This window comes from Pseudomonas sp. P20 (assembly GCF_016463925.1).
Lineage (GTDB): Bacteria > Pseudomonadota > Gammaproteobacteria > Pseudomonadales > Pseudomonadaceae > Pseudomonas > Pseudomonas aeruginosa.
On sequence record NZ_JAEMVM010000013.1, the window covers coordinates 25,997 to 42,241 of the forward strand.

A 16,245-nucleotide genomic window follows, 5' to 3' on the forward strand; every position below is an offset into this window, starting at 1 on the left:
GGAGGAGGCGGCAGAGCTGAGCATAGTACCCGGATATGAAAAAGGCGTCTTCCGACGCCCTTTCCTCAGTACCATTTTTTCTCGCCATCCGGGCGGTTCTTGAAGCGCTTCATGCTCCACATGTACTGGCTGGGATAGGCTCGTACATACTTCGCCAACTCGCGGCTCATGGCTGCTACAGACACTTCCAGGTCCTTGTCGTACATGTCCGCCGGAGCCGCTTCGAGGATCACCTTGTAACCGCTACCATCGGGCAGGCGCACCGCATGGAAGAACACTCCACGCGCCTTGCCGCGTGAAAGCAACTGCGGGACGAACTTGCTGATCAATGCAGTGGTGCCCAGGTAGGGCACAAAGAGCCCAGCGGTACGCGCGGGCTCGGGGTCGGCGGGAATCCCTACGCAACCGCCTTTCTTCACTTCCTTGATGACACTGAGGATACCCTCCGGAGTGGAAGGTGCGACGCGATTGCCCAATTGCACGCGTTGCTTCTTCAGCAACTCGTCCACTGCCTTCAGCTTGGGCGGACGATAGAAGATGATCGGCTTGGCGTAAGAGCAATAGAAGTGGTTGAGTACTTCCCAGTTTCCCAGGTGACTGGTAATGCCGACCAGGCCATCGCCGGAAGCCAGCGCTTCCTCCAGCACCTCCATGCCTTCGACCTCGCGGATGTACCTCAGCGACTTTTCAGGCGGCCAGATCCAGGCACAGGCACTTTCGGTGAGGGTACGGCCTATATCCATCAGGCTTTGTCCGACCAGCTTTTCCAGTTCGGTTTCGGACAACTCGGGGAAGCACTTGGACAGGTTGATCCGCACTACCTCGCGGGATCGATTCGGCAATTTCCACATCAGCCAGCCTATGCCGGCCCCGACGCCTTGCACGGCACGCCAGGGCAATAACGCGAACAGGCGTAGGGCCCCCACCACCAGGGCACCTTTGAATTTCTCCACGAAACACTCCTCGCTCGACTCGAACGCGCATTGTACGCCAGGAAGAAGGCGAGGGCGGCAGCCAAGGAAGCGGGGCGACCAGCTATGCTGCGCGCCGATGTTCCACGTGGAACATCCGAACGCATCCGTCAGGGAGCGCCCGGCTAGCCGACGAGTTGGGCGTAACGGTCGCAGTCCTGGGTATGGTCCATGACCATGCCGCTGGCCTGCATGAAGGCGTAGCAGATGGTCGGCCCGACGAAGTTGAAGCCGGCCTTGCGCAGCGCCTTGCTCATGGCCTCGGCTTCCGGGGTAATCGCCGGCACCTCGGCGCGACCGGCGAAATGGTTGATCTTCGGCTGGCCGCCGACGAAGGACCAGAGGAACCCAGCCGGGTCGTCCAGCTCCAGCCAGGCCTGGGCGTTCTGCCGCGCAGCGTTGAGCTTGGCCCGATTGCGAATGATGCCGGGGTCGAGCATCAGTTCGTCGATCTCCGCGTCGCTCATCTGTGCCACCCGCTGCACGTCGAAGCCGAACAGCACCTCGCGGTAGCGCTCGCGCTTCTTCAGCACGGTGATCCAGGACAACCCGGCCTGGAAGCCCTCCAGCAGCAGAAGTTCGAACAGCGCGTCGGGATCGCGCTGCGGCACACCCCACTCCTCATCGTGGTAGGCCATGTAGAGGGGATCGTCGTTGCACCAGAAGCAGCGTGGCATAAGGCTTTCCGTGGTTTTCCAGGGATCGGGGGGACGGGCGAGCCGGCGCGGGAATCGGGTATACTTCCGCGTTTTGTATCGAAGCCTCAGCACAGGTGAATTTCGTGAGCCAGACTACGCCCGCCGTGCGCACCTTCCAAGACCTGATTCTCGCCCTGCAGAACTACTGGGCAGAGCAGGGCTGCGTGGTGCTGCAGCCCTACGACATGGAAGTGGGCGCCGGCACCTTCCACACCGCCACCTTCCTCCGCGCCATCGGCCCGGAGACCTGGAACGCCGCCTACGTCCAGCCGAGCCGCCGCCCCACCGACGGTCGCTACGGCGAGAACCCCAACCGCCTGCAGCACTACTACCAGTTTCAGGTGGTCCTGAAGCCGAACCCGGAGAACTTCCAGGAGCTGTACCTCGGCTCGCTGAAAGCCATCGGCATCGACCCGCTGGTCCACGACATCCGCTTCGTCGAGGACAACTGGGAGTCGCCGACCCTCGGCGCCTGGGGCCTGGGTTGGGAAATCTGGCTGAACGGCATGGAAGTCACCCAGTTCACCTACTTCCAGCAGGTCGGCGGCATCGAGTGCTATCCGGTCACCGGCGAGATCACCTACGGCCTGGAGCGCCTGGCCATGTACCTGCAGGGCGTGGACTCGGTCTACGACCTGGTCTGGACCGACGGCCCGTTCGGCAAGGTCACCTATGGCGACGTGTTCCACCAGAACGAGGTGGAGCAATCCACCTTCAACTTCGAGCACGCCAACGTGCCGAAGCTGTTCGAACTGTTCGACTTCTACGAAAGCGAAGCCAACCGCCTGATCGCGCTGGAGCTGCCGTTGCCGACCTACGAGATGGTCCTCAAGGCTTCGCATACCTTCAACCTGCTGGATGCGCGGCGCGCCATCTCGGTCACCGAGCGCCAGCGCTACATCCTTCGCGTGCGTACCCTGGCCCGCGCCGTGGCGCAGAGCTACCTGCAGGCCCGCGCGCGCCTCGGCTTTCCCATGGCCACCCCCGAATTGCGTGACGAAGTACTGGCCAAGCTGAAGGAGGCCGAATGATGAGCGCCAAGGATTTCCTGGTCGAACTGGGCACCGAAGAGCTGCCGCCAAAAGCCCTCAACAGCCTCGGCGAAGCCTTCCTCAGCGGTATCGAGAAGGGCCTCAAGGCTGCCGGTCTCGGCTACGCCGCTGCGCGTTTCTATGCGGCGCCGCGCCGTCTCGCCGTGCTGGTCGAGCAACTCGCCGTGCAGCAGCCCGACCGTACCGTCAACCTAGACGGTCCGCCGCTACAGGCCGCCTTCGACGCCAGCGGTAACCCGACCCAGGCCGCCCTGGGCTTCGCCAAGAAGTGCGGCGTGGATCTGCAGCAGATCGACAAGAGCGGTCCGAAGCTGCGCTTCAGCCAGACCATCGCCGGCCAACCGGCCGCCGGCCTGCTGCCGGGCATCGTCGAGGCCTCGTTGAACGAACTGCCGATTCCCAAGCGGATGCGCTGGGCAGCTCGCCGCGAGGAGTTCGTGCGTCCGACCCAATGGCTGGTGATGCTGTTCGGCGACGATGTGGTCGAGTGCGAGATCCTCGCCCAGAAAGCCGGGCGCGAATCCCGTGGCCACCGCTTCCACAATCCGGACAATGTGCGTATTTCCAGCCCGGCAGCGTATCTGGAAGACCTGCGCGGCGCTCATGTGCTGGCCGATTTCGCCGAGCGCCGCGAGCTGATCGCCAAGCGCGTGGCCGAACTGGCCGCCGAGCAACAGGGCAGCGCCATCGTGCCGCCGAGCCTGCTCGACGAAGTGACTGCACTGGTCGAGTGGCCGGTGCCGCTGGTCTGCTCCTTTGAGGAGCGCTTCCTCGAGGTCCCGCAGGAAGCCCTGATCACCACCATGCAGGACAACCAGAAATACTTCTGCCTGCTGGACGCCAACGGCAAGCTGCTGCCTCGCTTCATCACCGTCGCCAACGTCGAGAGCAAGGCGCCGGAGAACATCGTCAGCGGTAACGAGAAGGTGGTTCGCCCGCGCCTCACCGACGCCGAGTTCTTCTTCAAGCAGGACAAGAAGCAGCCGCTCGAAAGCTTCAATGAGCGCCTGCGCAACGTAGTGTTCCAGGCCCAGCTCGGCACCGTGTTCGAGAAGGCCCAGCGCGTCTCCGGCCTGGCCGCCTACATCGCCGAACGTATAGGCGGCAATGCGCAGAACGCCTCGCGCGCCGGCATCCTGTCCAAGTGTGACCTGGCGACCGAGATGGTCGGCGAGTTCCCCGAAATGCAGGGCATCGCCGGCTACTACTACGCCACCCACGGCGGCGAAGCGGAAGACGTCGCCCTGGCCCTCAACGAGCAGTACATGCCGCGCGGCGCCGGCGCCGAGCTACCCTCGACCCTGACCGGCGCCGCCGTGGCGGTGGCCGACAAGCTCGATACCCTGGTCGGTATCTTCGGCATCGGCATGCTTCCCACCGGCAGCAAGGACCCCTACGCGCTGCGCCGCGCTGCGCTGGGCGTGCTGCGCATCCTCATCGAGAAGCAGCTCGACCTGGACCTGGTAGCCGCGGTCAACGCCGCCGTCGAGCAATACGGCGACAAGGTCAAGGCCGCCGGCCTGGCCGAGCAGGTGCTGGACTTCGTGTTCGACCGCCTGCGCGCGCGCTACGAGGACGAAGGCGTGGACGTGGCCGTGTACCAGTCGGTGCGCGCGCTCAAGCCAAGCTCGCCGCTGGACTTCGACCAGCGCGTACAGGCCGTCCAGGCCTTCCGCCAGTTGCCTGAAGCCGAGGCCCTGGCCGCGGCGAACAAACGGGTGTCGAATATTCTCGCCAAGTCCGAGGACGAGGTTCCGCCGAACGTGGATGCCAGCCTGCTGGTGGAAGCCGCCGAGAAGGCCCTGGGCAGCGCCGTGGCGAACGCCGAAAGCGAAGTCGCGCCGCTGGCAGCGGCACGCGACTATCGCGCCGCGCTGGCCCGCCTGGCGGCCTTGCGCGAGCCGGTGGATACGTTCTTCGCCGATGTGATGGTCAATGTCGACGACGCGGCGGTGCGCGCCAACCGCTATGCGCTGCTGGCCAAGCTGCGCGGGTCGTTCCTCGGGGTGGCGGACATCTCGCTGCTCGGCTGAGCCAGTCCCGCCTCGAAGAAAAGGCCCGGCGTCCTCGCGACACCGGGCCTTTTTCACTACAGGACCTTCAGATACTCCAGCAGCGCACGCTTCTCCTCGGCCGACAGGCTGGTGCCGTACTCATGGCCGCAGCGGCTGTTGCCGGAATCACGCTGCTCGCAGCCGGTGGTCTTCAGCACATAGCTACCGAATTGGGTCTGCTGGGCGGCGAGGCCGACCTTGTCCACGTCGTAGGCCGAGCCCACCGGGAAGGATTCCACCCGCTCCGCGGCCGGCTTCAGCAACTCTTCCAGGGTCGGCACCGAGCCGTTGTGCAGGTACGGCGCCGCCGCCCAGATCCCCTGCAGGACCCGCGACTCGTAGGGGTAGGGGTCGGCCTGGGTACGCACCGGCTTCTGGAAGGCGGTCAGCAGTTGCCGGGTTTCGTCGGTCATCACGCTTTCCGGCTTGACCGCCGCCGCCTTGGCATCGTGCTTCTCACCGAGGATCGGCACGAAGTGCTGCAGGATCGAACCGGCCACCGCTACGGCGAGTACATCGAAGGCTCCGTCGGTCGCCTTCAGCGGCTGGCCGAACGGCATCCGCGCGCCCTCCATCACGCCGGTCTGCACCTGGCCATCGAGGATGGCGTGCTGGCGGCTGTCGCTGCCGACGTCCCTCAGCGGAGTGTCCCAAAGCACCAGGTCCTTGATCCGGATGCCGTGGCACTCCACGCAGCCACCTTCGTCGGTCTTGCGGGCGAAGATCAGCGCGCCTTTCCTGGCCAGGTGCTTGTCCACCGCCCAGGGCCACTTCGGCGGGCCGATCTTCTTGATCAGGTCTTCCAGCTTGCCCAGACCGTGGAAGTTGGCCGAGTTGATCTTCAGGTAGTCCATGCCCAGCAGGTGGAACTTGCTCTTCTGCGGGTGGAAGGTGGCGAATACCCCGTAGACCTCGCCGACATTGCGCGCCAGGCCGAGCAGGTCGTTGCCGTTGGCGGCGAACCCGGGCCACTGGGTCTTGTTCTGCCGCGCCGCGTTCCACAGGAACGGATAGCGCACCGGCGCATCCGCCGCCTTGATGTTGTCGGGAATCAGGTAGGGCGGCGCGGTGCCGATATCCAGCCCGGTAAGGCGGTTGAAGATCATCGATACCGCGTCCAGCCGTGCCGGTCCCCAGGTGTCCTTGGGCAGCGCGCGCTCGATCAGCGTGTGATAGGGCTCGTACCATTCCTTCACCGCCGCGAGCAGAGCGTCGCGCGCACCGGGAGGCGGATTGGCCCCGAGGATCTGCTTGGCGAAGGCGTCGAAGGCGGCGTCATCGCTGGTCAGCGGTCCCACGGCCCGATCGAGGTCGGCGAGGAATGCCTGGAAGTCGACGATCGCCGGACCGCCGTCGATCCGATAGGCAGTGCCCTTCACCTCGATCTGCCGGGTATGGCAGGCCGAACAGGTCATGCCGACCATCTGCCGGGCGCCCGTGCCGGCTACGGTGAAGCCCACCGGCAGGCCTTCCGCGGGCGCCTTGGGGTTGGGCAAATAGCCGTAGCGGGCCAGGCTGTCGGCGAGGAAAGGCGTTCCATCCGGCTGTCGCAACGCCTTGAGCCAGGGCAGGGGCATCACCTGCGAGCCCTGGTCGCGGCTGTAGAAGTCCTGGCGGTGGCTTTCGGTCCATTCCTTGCCCTGGTCGAGCATGACCGGAGCGGCCGCCAGGGCGGCGGAAGAAAGAGCCAGGGAAGCGAGGGACAAGCTTGAAAGGTGCAGTGTCTTTTTCAGGCGTTTCACGGTTACCGTCCTTGGGAACGGGCAGACGCCCCGGAACTCCCCGTCGTCATGCCCGCTCCACCTGTGGTGGAAACACGGCCGGTCGGCCGTGCTGGCATGCGATAGGCGCTTACTGCATTACTCCGGTGATCCACCCGCCAAGGGGTTCGCACGTACTCCGAGACACCCACTGCTGCGTGCCAAATGACTCCCTGGCCTGGGATTGCCATTCCATTGCCATTATTGAATCTAGTACAGATTGTCCAGCATAGGGGCTCGTCGATCCATCCGCGATGCTCCGGCTGGCTGAGGTAGAATCGATCCTTTCCGTTCATGGCCAACTGCGCATCGATGTCCCGTTCCCTGCTGATTCTCGACCGCGATGGAGTCATCAACCTCGACTCCGACGATTACATCAAGACCCTCGACGAGTGGATCCCCATCCCCAGCTCGATCGAGGCCATCGCCCGCCTGAGCCAGGCCGGCTGGACCGTCGCGGTGGCTACCAACCAGTCCGGCATCGCCCGTGGCTATTACGACCTGGCAGTGCTCGAGGCCATGCATGCGCGCTTGCGCGAACTGGTCGCGGAGCAGGGCGGCGAGGTCGGCCTCATCGTCTATTGTCCGCATGGACCGGACGACGGTTGCGACTGCCGCAAGCCGAAGCCGGGTATGCTGCGGCAGATCGGCGAGCACTACGGGGTCGATCTGTCGGGTATCTGGTTTGTCGGCGACAGCATCGGTGACCTGGAGGCGGCGCGGGCCGTCGATTGTCAGCCAGTATTGGTAAAGACCGGAAAAGGTGTACGTACGCTGGGCAAGCCCTTGCCAGAGGGCACCCTGATATTCGACGATCTGGCGGCAGTCGCCAGCGCATTACTTCAGTAAGGTCAGAATACATGTCGACAGTGCAGGCCATCAGAACCGTCCTCTTTTACCTGCTGCTGTCCGCCAGCGCGTTCGTCTGGGGCACCCTCAGCTTCTTCATCGCGCCGATCCTGCCGTTCCGCGCCCGCTACCGCTTCGTGGTACAGAACTGGTGCCGCTTCGCAATCTGGCTGACCCGCGTGGTCGCCGGCATCCGCTACGAGGTGCGCGGGCTGGAGAACATCCCGGAAAAGCCCTGCGTGATCCTCTCCAAGCACCAGAGCACCTGGGAAACCTTCTTCCTCTCCGGCTTCTTCGAGCCACTCAGCCAGGTACTCAAGCGCGAGCTGCTCTACGTGCCGTTCTTCGGCTGGGCCCTGGCCCTGCTCAAGCCCATCGCCATCGACCGCAGCCAGCCCAAGCTGGCCCTCAAGCAACTGGCCAAGCAGGGCGACGAGTGCCTGAAGAAAGGCGCCTGGGTGCTGATCTTCCCGGAAGGCACGCGTATTCCGGTGGGGCAGATGGGCAAGTTCTCCCGCGGCGGCACCGCCCTGGCGGTCAACGCCGGGCTACCGGTACTGCCGATCGCCCACAACGCCGGGCAGTATTGGCCCAAGGCCGGCTGGGCCAAGTACCCGGGCACCATCCAGGTGGTGATCGGCCCGGCCATGCACGCCGAAGGCGAAGGCCCGCGCGCCATCGCCGAGCTAAACCAGCGCGCTGAAGCCTGGGTCAGCGAGACCATGGCCGAGATCAGCCCCATCCAGCAGCGGGTCAGCCATCCGGAGCCGTCGGTGGTCTCGTGAAGGGCCGCAAAGCCCCCTGCAAGGCGCACTGTGCGCCGATTCGATAAAAGAAGCCCCGCCATAGCGGGGCTTCTTGTTTTCACGCGAGGCGCAAAGCAAGGCCGGTTGGCAACGATCGACCGAATCGACCGGCGTCCGCTGCCCACAGGAGCGGTGCAACGCCGCCAGGAGGCCCGGGCCCAGGGTGCCAATGCCGGCGAGCAACCGGGGCTCGACCACACCTTGGCAAGGCACCCCTGGCGCCCGTATCCAGGCTACCTGGCGCAAAAAGAAAACCCCGGCGCCAGGCCGGGGTTTCCATGAGGGTCGGTCTGCCGACCTGTGGAGGGAGACAAAGATAGCCGTCCTCAAAGGGGCGAAAACACAGGGCTGGAGGCGACTTCGGACAGACTTAATGAACCCTGTCGGCCAAAGTAAATGGGCCAAAACCTACCGTCGGACAATGTTACTTTCCAAAGCCAGTAACGACGGGGCTTCTAGCTAGCCACAACCTGTCGGGAGGCGGCACGATATCAGGGTATCTTGTCGGCATCTCCGCTCAATTGACAGGTTGTCAATACTCTTACCTTACACCACACGCAACCCGGCTTGAAGCTAAGAAATTACAGATCTCACCTGCCGAAGCCTACTGAGCGGGACAGCACTGATCCACCGCAACTGGTGTCGACGGGCGGTAAACGTGGCAGTCGTAACTCTATATAAATCAATGACTTACAAAAAATTGGCACCATTATTGGCACGATTGAGCCAGATAAAGTGGCATTTTTCGTCTAAACGACCGGAATAAATGGCATTTTCCGTACGCCCCGCAGATCGGCCACTACAAGCCGGTTGAATCGCCACCTTCAGGTCAGATACCTACAGGCTTGATCCGGATTGCCACCCTGTCAATGGAGCCCAGATTAGAGAGGATGACAGCCCTAGGGAATCCCCATCCGTTGCGGGATTAGAAGCTCGGCTTTCCTACATCACCTGCATGGCTTTCCACGAATCGACTGAGGGAACCCAGAGAGGAGGCAGATTTAGCCCATAAGTCGAAGCTAGGTAGCAGAGCTGGATACACTCACCTGTCAGTGAGTGCTCGCACGCAAAAATCGCGCAATGCACGCCATCGAAAATGCCATGCGCTTAACCCACATGTAGGTGATAGCTGGACTGGTGACCAAATGGTAGCGGTCATTGAGATCCTGAATTCGGCGTAGCACCTGCCGACGCTCATCAGCAGAAAGCCCTGAACAGGTTAGGCGCGCCGTCAGTGGAGCCAATTTGGCATGGTACTCACGGGCCCACGCAGGCTTCAAATAGATCTGGATAGCCTCTAAATTTACATAGAGAAACGCGCCAACAGACAACGTCAGCGAAGCTGTGACAAGCGTCAAATCTCCTTGATTCCATAAGGCTACGAGCGCCATACAAGGAGCCAAAGCAACCATGCAAAGGTAGACCAGACGCTTCGGGGGATCCTTTCTGTCCTCAGGTTTTCGGCTACGCAAAACAGCAATCATGGTACGGCCTCCAGCAATGGATTCAGAGTTAATACTCTCAAAGTCGCCGAGACCAAGTGCTTGGCCGTTGGTATCAAAATGTGATCGCTTATGAATCGCCCCGATTTCTGGAAGCCAGCCCACCTCAGAAAATAATTTCGTTTCGGGGCTGAACCGTACGAAGCAAAAAAACCCGCCGAAGCGGGTTTGTAGAAGCATGGTGGGTCAGGTGAGATCTACGGTTTGGGCAGTTGGGCCGTAAGCCTTAACCGCCGCGATACCACCATCACGCCCTTGGGTGGAGGTATACATTTCACTCTTGCCAATCACCTGACCATTACCTGCATGCAGGGTGAAATAGTACTGACCGTTAACGGCTGTCAGCTTCTTGTAATTGGCATCATATGGGGAGTTGACCTTCACCGACTGGATACCATTCTGGCAGTTCGCCTTTGTGGTATAGCCTTCGCTGGCCAGGATCTTCTCGCCGTTAGGCGCCTTCAAACGGAAGTAGTACTGACGATCCGTCCCCAGGAAAATCTCGTATTTCGCGCTCATGAGCTGTTCTCCTATTTCTCTTTCCGCACGCCTTTGAACGGCGTCTTGTCCGACGTTTTCACGTCCATGAACTGACCGGTTTCCGTGTCACGCTTGACCCAATGACCAGACGGAGTCTGGGTCTGGGAACGCTGACGTACCGCGCCATTGCGATGTCCATCACCTGCCGGGGGGTTAGTTGCCATGTCGATCACCACTCTGCTTAACTGATCCAGTTTAACCAGGTACCGCAAAAGGGCCTGGGTTCGAGACAAAACTACACCCTGATTCTGGATTTGTAAAGCTGTTTAAGCGGATTCACCGATGGCTCGGTATACGTACTCAATTCCGCCAGACTCGGCGGTCTCTTCGGCTCTGAGGATGAACCCCTGATCCTTGAGCTTCTTGAGCTTAGTGCTGGCATTAGCGACCGAAATGTTTAGTGCTTCGGCTACCTTGGCGGCAGTAACTGCGCGCCGAGGTAGCACGCAATCCAGCAGTTCCTTCGTGGAAGAGCTGATCTCAGGCCCGATGACTTGGTAACCGTCTTCGGCCCAGACAGTCAGAGGAATCTCTTTGGCCTGAGCGGCGTAGCTCCAGTTGTCCAGCAAGTCTCGACTCTTGACGTCCTTGAGGAAGAAGCCGCGCTCCCCCCTATAGAGCTTCGCGACAGCTACCACGCTTTCTCTCGGAAATGATGCATCCGTCGCTTCAATACCAGAGAGGGAGATCCCAAAAACGGAATACTGTGGATGGGCGTCGACGAAGTCGAGCAGCTTCCCAAAGGTTGCCTTTCCTTGGACATTGCCAAAAGGATGGTCGTCTTCGGTGAAGTCTCTCAGCTTGACAGTGAGTGATTTCTGATTCATTTGCTCAGTTTAACGAGAGAGCTTTAGCTGTCAATTAAGAAGTCAAAGCAGATGTGGGTTCCCAGGATGGTAGGCATATCCGTTCGCCGGTGGCTGCGGTTGAATTGAGAGTCGCGGTAGACCATCGTCAGCTCGAAATTTTTTTGCCTCACCGTAACCGTGGCATTGAAATTAGCAGCCACATCACCACTTCGTTTCAAGCCCAGCCCTCGCCCATCCTCATCAGAGCTTGAGACTCGCCCCTGCTTGAATACATGCAAGACCAGCTCAGGCCCTGCCTCTGATTTCGAGAAGTCGAGTTTCTTAAAAAGCTCCGGGTATCTCTGCTCCAAAACGGGCTGAAGGCTTCCAACAATGCCAACCCCGCTGTCAGAGATCACTGTCTGGATCTTGCGGCCTTTCGGGTAGTGCTGAAGAGCTGCAAAACCCGGAATCTCTGACTTTGCATGATCCCGCACGTTACCAAATAGCTCAGAAATGAACGTAAACGCAGACTGCGAGTAGCGCTCACCTGCACACCTCACGAGGCTGTTTTTCAGACGTTTGGGGATCGACTCATCGGGAATGCGAGGATCAATAGAGGCAAGCTCAACCACACCTTCGTTGTTACCACGGTAGGTTGCCGCTCCAGACTGAGAAGGACGCTCCGGAACCACATCTACGGCCCCGGCTAGGTGGTCAAAAAAACCTAGCCGATTGAAGTAGGTCAGCGTTGCCTTGCAGGTACTGAAATCAATCGACACCGTTTTGCCAACCAAAACGAGCTGATTGCATAGCGCTAGCATTCGCGCCGCAGCATCAATCATGATCTTGCAGCCCTTGGGCACAACGAACACAGCGTCTGTGCAGGCAGAATCCAAGGGCGAACCAGCGGCAGCCAGCGCCCCCTCAAAGGAGGCACTGTCCACCCACGCCTCCTTTTTAAGGACAATGGTCAGCACAGTCTTCACCACCGACCACCGATGGTCAGCATCTTGGGCGAACGTATCAGGACTCTTATAAAGAAGAGAATTGACCTCCCCTTTAGCCACCCCAAGATGCTTGGCGATGTCCTTAGCCTTAGTGCCAGGGTTTTCCCGCAGAAAACGCTCAACATCAGCAATCAACCACCTAGTCTCCTTGGCTGTTTGGCATCCAGAATTTCTATCAAACCTCGACGATGACCCCTCTCTTCAGCAGCGCAGGCCAAGAGAGAATGGGCGGACGCCACTATAACTTAGTGAGCACCTGATACCAGTTAGACACCATTGGCCAAGGCCTCAGATCCCTGCTGAAGCAGCGGTCTGACCCAGGATGTAGTGATCCCTCACGCCAGGGCGATCAGCTCATCGACGTAATACGTAGATGAAATCAGCCTTCCCAGCTATCCGAATCACCTCAACACCAAGAAGCTCAACGCCACTGGCCCGGAAGAAATCTTCCAACGCATCACAGTCCAACCCAATGCCATAGTGACGAGCCTTGAATTCGCCGCAAGGCAGGCATCCAGGAGCAAGCCCTGTACGGTAGTGCCGGAGGATGAGTCGCGCATCGAGGTAACCATTCACGTCCGGCTGACTCTCAGTCGTGAACGACGCCTCTAGTACCCGTGAAGACGGATCAACCGCTCTACTCAAACCAGGGCTATCACCATCAGCCAGTGCCTTAAGCTCATCCTGAAGCGCAGACCTTGTCCACGCAGGAAACATCCAGTTCTTGTACTTGGCCACATAGCGACCTGCGTATCGTCGCGACAGTCGCTTGAGCAGCTCAGCGATAGCTGGACTGTATGCCACTGAACGCACCACCACAGAACCAAACTCAAGCACCCGCAGATCGACCCAAAAGCCCTGAATCGTGAACCGCTGCCGCTCAGGCAAGTGCACCCTGGGCTCCTGCTGAACACCGCTATCAACAGGCAGCAACGTATCGCCGCCAACAACGATTTCCGGGAGCGGGTAGAGCCACTGTTTTAAGGTCGCGTCATGCAGGATGGATCTTTTTATCTCCAGCAAACCTTCTGCTGAGGGCGTTACGACCAAACCACTCAAATCGATCTCGACGGTGCGAATACCCAACTGCTCGATCCTCGCCAGTTTCTCCTCATCAACAAACGAGGTGCAGGCGAACTCAATCAACAACGGGCCATCCGTCAGCTCAGCGACAAGGTCGGGCCTAAAGTCTCCCATCCAGGGTTCTTCTTTGACGGATTCAAAATCCCACCAGGAGCTCTGGTCTTGAGAATCTGGGCGATGCCCCGGCTGCGGAGGCAACTGCAACCCTAAGCTTTCTTTAACCAACTGCTTGGCGTATCGGTGCAGAAAGCTTTCTGGCGTGACCTCACAGGGCGCTTTATGTGAGGCATGGGAGAAATGGTGCATCCGCTGTAGCCCTTGGCGAGCAACAACGACCTCATTGCATTCAATGCACCGACAGCCACAAGCCAGACCGCGTACTACTTCGTTAATCGAAACAACTCGGCCACTGGCATCTACTGCAATCGTCATGGTCATGAGACTTTTCCGCTGGAGTTAAGAAGGTCTCAAGACTGAAAATACGCGGCAGAAAAAACCTCCCGATATGGCCTTATTCCGGAAATCCAGGTTTTAAATCCTTAAAAATCAGAAGCATAGGGAATTGCATGTTCGAAGCTCTTCAGCGTCTAAAGCATCACCTCACAGAGAACCCCTCGCGCGGACGGGCCTACGAGATCCTGCTGTTCATGACCAGTAGCTGTCTTGCCCGCCCTGACAACCAAGAGAAACTAACCTTTGAGGCTAAGACTCTGCTCGCCGGCTGCGGTAATGCTGCGGAGAAAGACTCAGACCCTAAGAATTGGGTGCCGAAAATCTCGATCCTGCGGCGCACCCTGAAGCTGGCCCAGTCAGAATCAGATGAGCCGCGCCTGCAACTTGGCTATACGCCAGGTGGCGGCAGGGGGGTGGTCAGCCTGTATTGGCTGGAACTGGAACCCCAAAATGACGAAGAGAAAACGCCTGAAGTAGAACCCGCCTCATCAATCATCTACCGACGTTCCGCCAAGGGCGCAATCAAGCCATCGCTCGCGGCTCGCCTGTTCCTGAGTGGCGGTGAAATGCGCAACCTGAGTGTCAGAGGTATCAGCTTTCTGAGCTCAATCCTTCTGGGCAGTGCATTCTGGGTTGCCCTACTCGGAATCATGCTGCTGAGCCTGGGCCTACGTGAGGGGCCCATTACGATGGGAAGCCTCATCACCCTATGCCTCAGCCTGGCAGGATTTGTATTCATCTGGCGCGAGGGCTACTCACCTTGGTTCAAAGTGATTGATGACTGCGTCGTGAAAGCACCTAACTGGGTGTCCGCGTTCAAAGAAACCAGCTGCGAGCTGGAAATGTTCCGGCATGACAACTACCGCTGGACGCGCCTGGTGCGCTTTTCGGCTGACTGCCCCGTTTGCGGCAGCACCATCGAGCTCCAACCAGGCAAGCCAGACCATCAACTCCCCCTGGTAGGTCGCTGCGTCGAAAGCCCACACGCCCATGTCTATAGCTTTGACCGGATGACCCTACGAGGTGCGTACATTGGCCCCCCCATGCCCGAAGAGAAGGATCAGTAAGGAATCTTTATCTTCTGATCCAGAATGGGGTCTGGCTGCATTACCAAGGGATCCAGCCAGTTCGCTTTAGCCCGAGCCCAGGCCAGAAACATCTGCTGCTGTTCGGACAAACCGCCAACCTGCTGACCATGAGCTTCTTGGGCACGTAAAAACGCCCGGATGGTTTCCGCCTGCTGCCAGCGCTGCGCATCTGCAATCAGATGCTCCAGCCTTTTCTTCTCGGCGTCCTGAATCGCTTGCTGTGCCAATGCCTCCTGGCGGCGCTTTTCGCGGATCGCCGCCAAGCGCTCTTGCTCTTCCTGGTAGCGAAGCCTGCTGATCGCCCGCCTAGCCATCACCTCCACCGCCAGATTGAGCTGCTCCTCGATGGATTGCCGCACCGTGTCTTTGACCACCGCGTCATGGCCATCGCCGCAACGGATTTCGAGCGTTCCCGACGGGGTGTACTGATAGCGCGGCCAATAGCTATGTTCGCCACGACTTTTGGCCGCCAGCTCTTTCGCCGTTGGAACATAGTTGGAGCGTTTGGTGGGCTCATAGATGCCTAGCGTGAAGCGGCTACCATACATTTCGACCTGCATGTGCCGATCACCAGGGCGCAGGCTGTAGCCACGCTTTTCCAAGGCTTTGACCAGGGTATTCAACACCCGGAATGCCCGTTTGCGCTGGCCAACCGACACAGAAATATCGAACCCCCGACCACCTGGAATCGGTATCCCTCGGTTGTCTTTGTAGCCGCTGTTGAGCGCATCGCGGGTAGCGGCCACCTGGGGATGCCAATGCGTACCCCGGCTCGGTACTCGGATGTGATTGGCGGGGTCACGCTCAAACGCCAGAACCGGCAGCAACCGCGCATCCGGTGGTGGGGCCTCACCAGACGGTTTGACCGGTTGCGCCACAAAGCGGTGAAGGTGGCGGGGATTGCCTTTGAACACCGGCAGCGTTGGTGGGGCGGTTACCGCTTTGCCCGCTTTCAACTTGGCCCAGTCGCCTCGGGGTGGCGTGGGAATCTGCAAGCGGCTGCACAGCTTCTTCAAGCCCACATCCGACAGCCCGTAGCGCTTGGCCACCGATTGCATCGGCTCGGCCCACACCTCGGCAAAGAGTTTGTCTCGATCAACTTGCTCCCACATCGCGCCCCTCCGTGAAGTTGAGCTGGCGACCATTTACCCCATGCGGTCTTATGCGAAGTGCGGTTCGAATCCCTCAGAAAATCCGCCCGACCGTCTCCAGCGCCACACGTTTGCGCTACCCCTCACCGAGCAACACGTAGAGCGTGCTCCAGGTCTGGAACAGACCCTCACCATGCAAAACGTGTAACGGCGATGTCCGCACAAAGTCCCCCGCGTCCCAGCGCCTGGCACTGTCGTAAACGACGGTATGCGCATACACCAGCACCGGCTGACGCCCCGTGTTGCTCAGCTGCTCGCGCTCGGCTGGCGTGACCGCTAAATCCAGCCACAGCCAATCGCGTACAAGACAGAACTCGTTAAAGGGAAAGCGCTGACGCACCATGGCCATGGCTTCTTCGTCAGTCAGGGATAACCCCGACATGGGTGTACCGCGGCCATACAACAGATCGGTTACCGCACTCAGCTCGTCCATATCTACC

At 60.0% G+C, this 16,245-nt stretch carries 15 protein-coding genes; 5 read left to right on the forward strand and 10 right to left on the reverse strand.

The genetic code is table 11. The features are described from left to right. Positions 1-65: 65 nt before the first annotated feature. Together JHD77_RS17885 and JHD77_RS17890 are read right to left on the reverse strand one after the other, a co-directional pair. Complete coding sequence (locus JHD77_RS17885; protein ID WP_003097282.1) at positions 66-953, reverse strand: lysophospholipid acyltransferase; 888 nt, start codon at positions 951-953, stop codon at positions 66-68. Positions 954-1,096: 143 nt separating this feature from the next. Further along, positions 1,097-1,648 carry a DNA-3-methyladenine glycosylase I gene (locus JHD77_RS17890; RefSeq protein ID WP_003097280.1) on the reverse strand — a complete coding sequence of 184 codons (552 nt, stop codon included), beginning with the start codon at positions 1,646-1,648 and terminating at the stop codon, positions 1,097-1,099. A gap of 104 nt (positions 1,649-1,752) precedes the next feature. On the opposite strand from JHD77_RS17890, the gene glyQ reads away from it, so the two are divergent. Both glyQ and glyS read left to right on the forward strand, forming a co-directional pair. After that, positions 1,753-2,700 carry a glycine--tRNA ligase subunit alpha gene (glyQ, locus tag JHD77_RS17895; RefSeq protein WP_003097276.1) on the forward strand — a complete coding sequence of 316 codons (948 nt, stop codon included), beginning with the start codon at positions 1,753-1,755 and terminating at the stop codon, positions 2,698-2,700. Continuing rightward, positions 2,700-4,754: a glycine--tRNA ligase subunit beta gene (gene glyS, locus JHD77_RS17900; protein ID WP_031637465.1), complete on the forward strand. Its 2,055-nt coding sequence runs from the start codon at positions 2,700-2,702 to the stop codon at positions 4,752-4,754. Before glyQ ends, glyS begins: the two co-directional genes overlap by 1 nt. Positions 4,755-4,810: 56 nt before the next feature. On the opposite strand, the gene JHD77_RS17905 is transcribed toward glyS, so the two are convergent. Beyond that, positions 4,811-6,517 carry a di-heme-cytochrome C peroxidase gene (locus JHD77_RS17905; protein WP_003111371.1) on the reverse strand — a complete coding sequence of 569 codons (1,707 nt, stop codon included), beginning with the start codon at positions 6,515-6,517 and terminating at the stop codon, positions 4,811-4,813. Between the two features lie 330 nt (positions 6,518-6,847). Here JHD77_RS17905 and gmhB point away from each other — a divergent pair, with 330 nt between their 5' ends. Together gmhB and JHD77_RS17915 are read left to right on the forward strand one after the other, a co-directional pair. Continuing rightward, positions 6,848-7,384: a D-glycero-beta-D-manno-heptose 1,7-bisphosphate 7-phosphatase gene (gene gmhB / locus JHD77_RS17910; protein WP_003120688.1), complete on the forward strand. Its 537-nt coding sequence runs from the start codon at positions 6,848-6,850 to the stop codon at positions 7,382-7,384. Between the two features lie 11 nt (positions 7,385-7,395). Further along, positions 7,396-8,169: a lysophospholipid acyltransferase family protein gene (locus tag JHD77_RS17915; RefSeq protein WP_003100265.1), complete on the forward strand. Its 774-nt coding sequence runs from the start codon at positions 7,396-7,398 to the stop codon at positions 8,167-8,169. A 1,070-nt stretch (positions 8,170-9,239) separates the two neighbouring features. Here JHD77_RS17915 and JHD77_RS17920 read toward each other — a convergent pair. From JHD77_RS17920 to JHD77_RS17940, 5 genes are all read right to left on the reverse strand, one after another. Beyond that, a complete protein-coding gene (locus tag JHD77_RS17920) occupies positions 9,240-9,872 on the reverse strand; it encodes a hypothetical protein (RefSeq protein WP_126624882.1) in 633 nt (210 codons plus the stop codon). A 6-nt stretch (positions 9,873-9,878) separates the two neighbouring features. Continuing rightward, entirely contained in the window at positions 9,879-10,211 is a 333-nt protein-coding gene (locus tag JHD77_RS17925) for a YegP family protein (protein WP_031756811.1), read from the reverse strand. A gap of 287 nt (positions 10,212-10,498) precedes the next feature. Beyond that, the gene (locus JHD77_RS17930; RefSeq protein WP_031756809.1) at positions 10,499-11,059 is read right to left on the reverse strand and encodes a transcriptional regulator; all 561 of its coding nucleotides are present in this window, start codon (positions 11,057-11,059) and stop codon (positions 10,499-10,501) included. 23 nt (positions 11,060-11,082) lie between these two features. Further along, a complete protein-coding gene (locus JHD77_RS17935) occupies positions 11,083-12,165 on the reverse strand; it encodes a hypothetical protein (RefSeq protein WP_031756807.1) in 1,083 nt (360 codons plus the stop codon). Between the two features lie 219 nt (positions 12,166-12,384). After that, complete coding sequence (locus JHD77_RS17940) at positions 12,385-13,551, reverse strand: competence protein CoiA family protein (protein WP_071557653.1); 1,167 nt, start codon at positions 13,549-13,551, stop codon at positions 12,385-12,387. 128 nt (positions 13,552-13,679) lie between these two features. Between JHD77_RS17940 and JHD77_RS17945 the strand changes: the two genes are divergently transcribed. After that, entirely contained in the window at positions 13,680-14,633 is a 954-nt protein-coding gene (locus JHD77_RS17945; RefSeq protein WP_031756804.1) for a hypothetical protein, read from the forward strand. Here the strand turns inward: JHD77_RS17945 and JHD77_RS17950 are convergent. After that, positions 14,627-15,766 (reverse strand): hypothetical protein, encoded by a 1,140-nt coding sequence (locus JHD77_RS17950; RefSeq protein WP_191519383.1) that lies wholly within the window; start codon positions 15,764-15,766, stop codon positions 14,627-14,629. The two genes, JHD77_RS17945 and JHD77_RS17950, sit on opposite strands and share 7 nt — an antisense overlap. 115 nt (positions 15,767-15,881) lie before the next feature. After that, the gene (locus JHD77_RS17955; RefSeq protein ID WP_049950163.1) at positions 15,882-16,238 is read right to left on the reverse strand and encodes a DUF6957 family protein; all 357 of its coding nucleotides are present in this window, start codon (positions 16,236-16,238) and stop codon (positions 15,882-15,884) included. Positions 16,239-16,245: the final 7 nt, after the last annotated feature.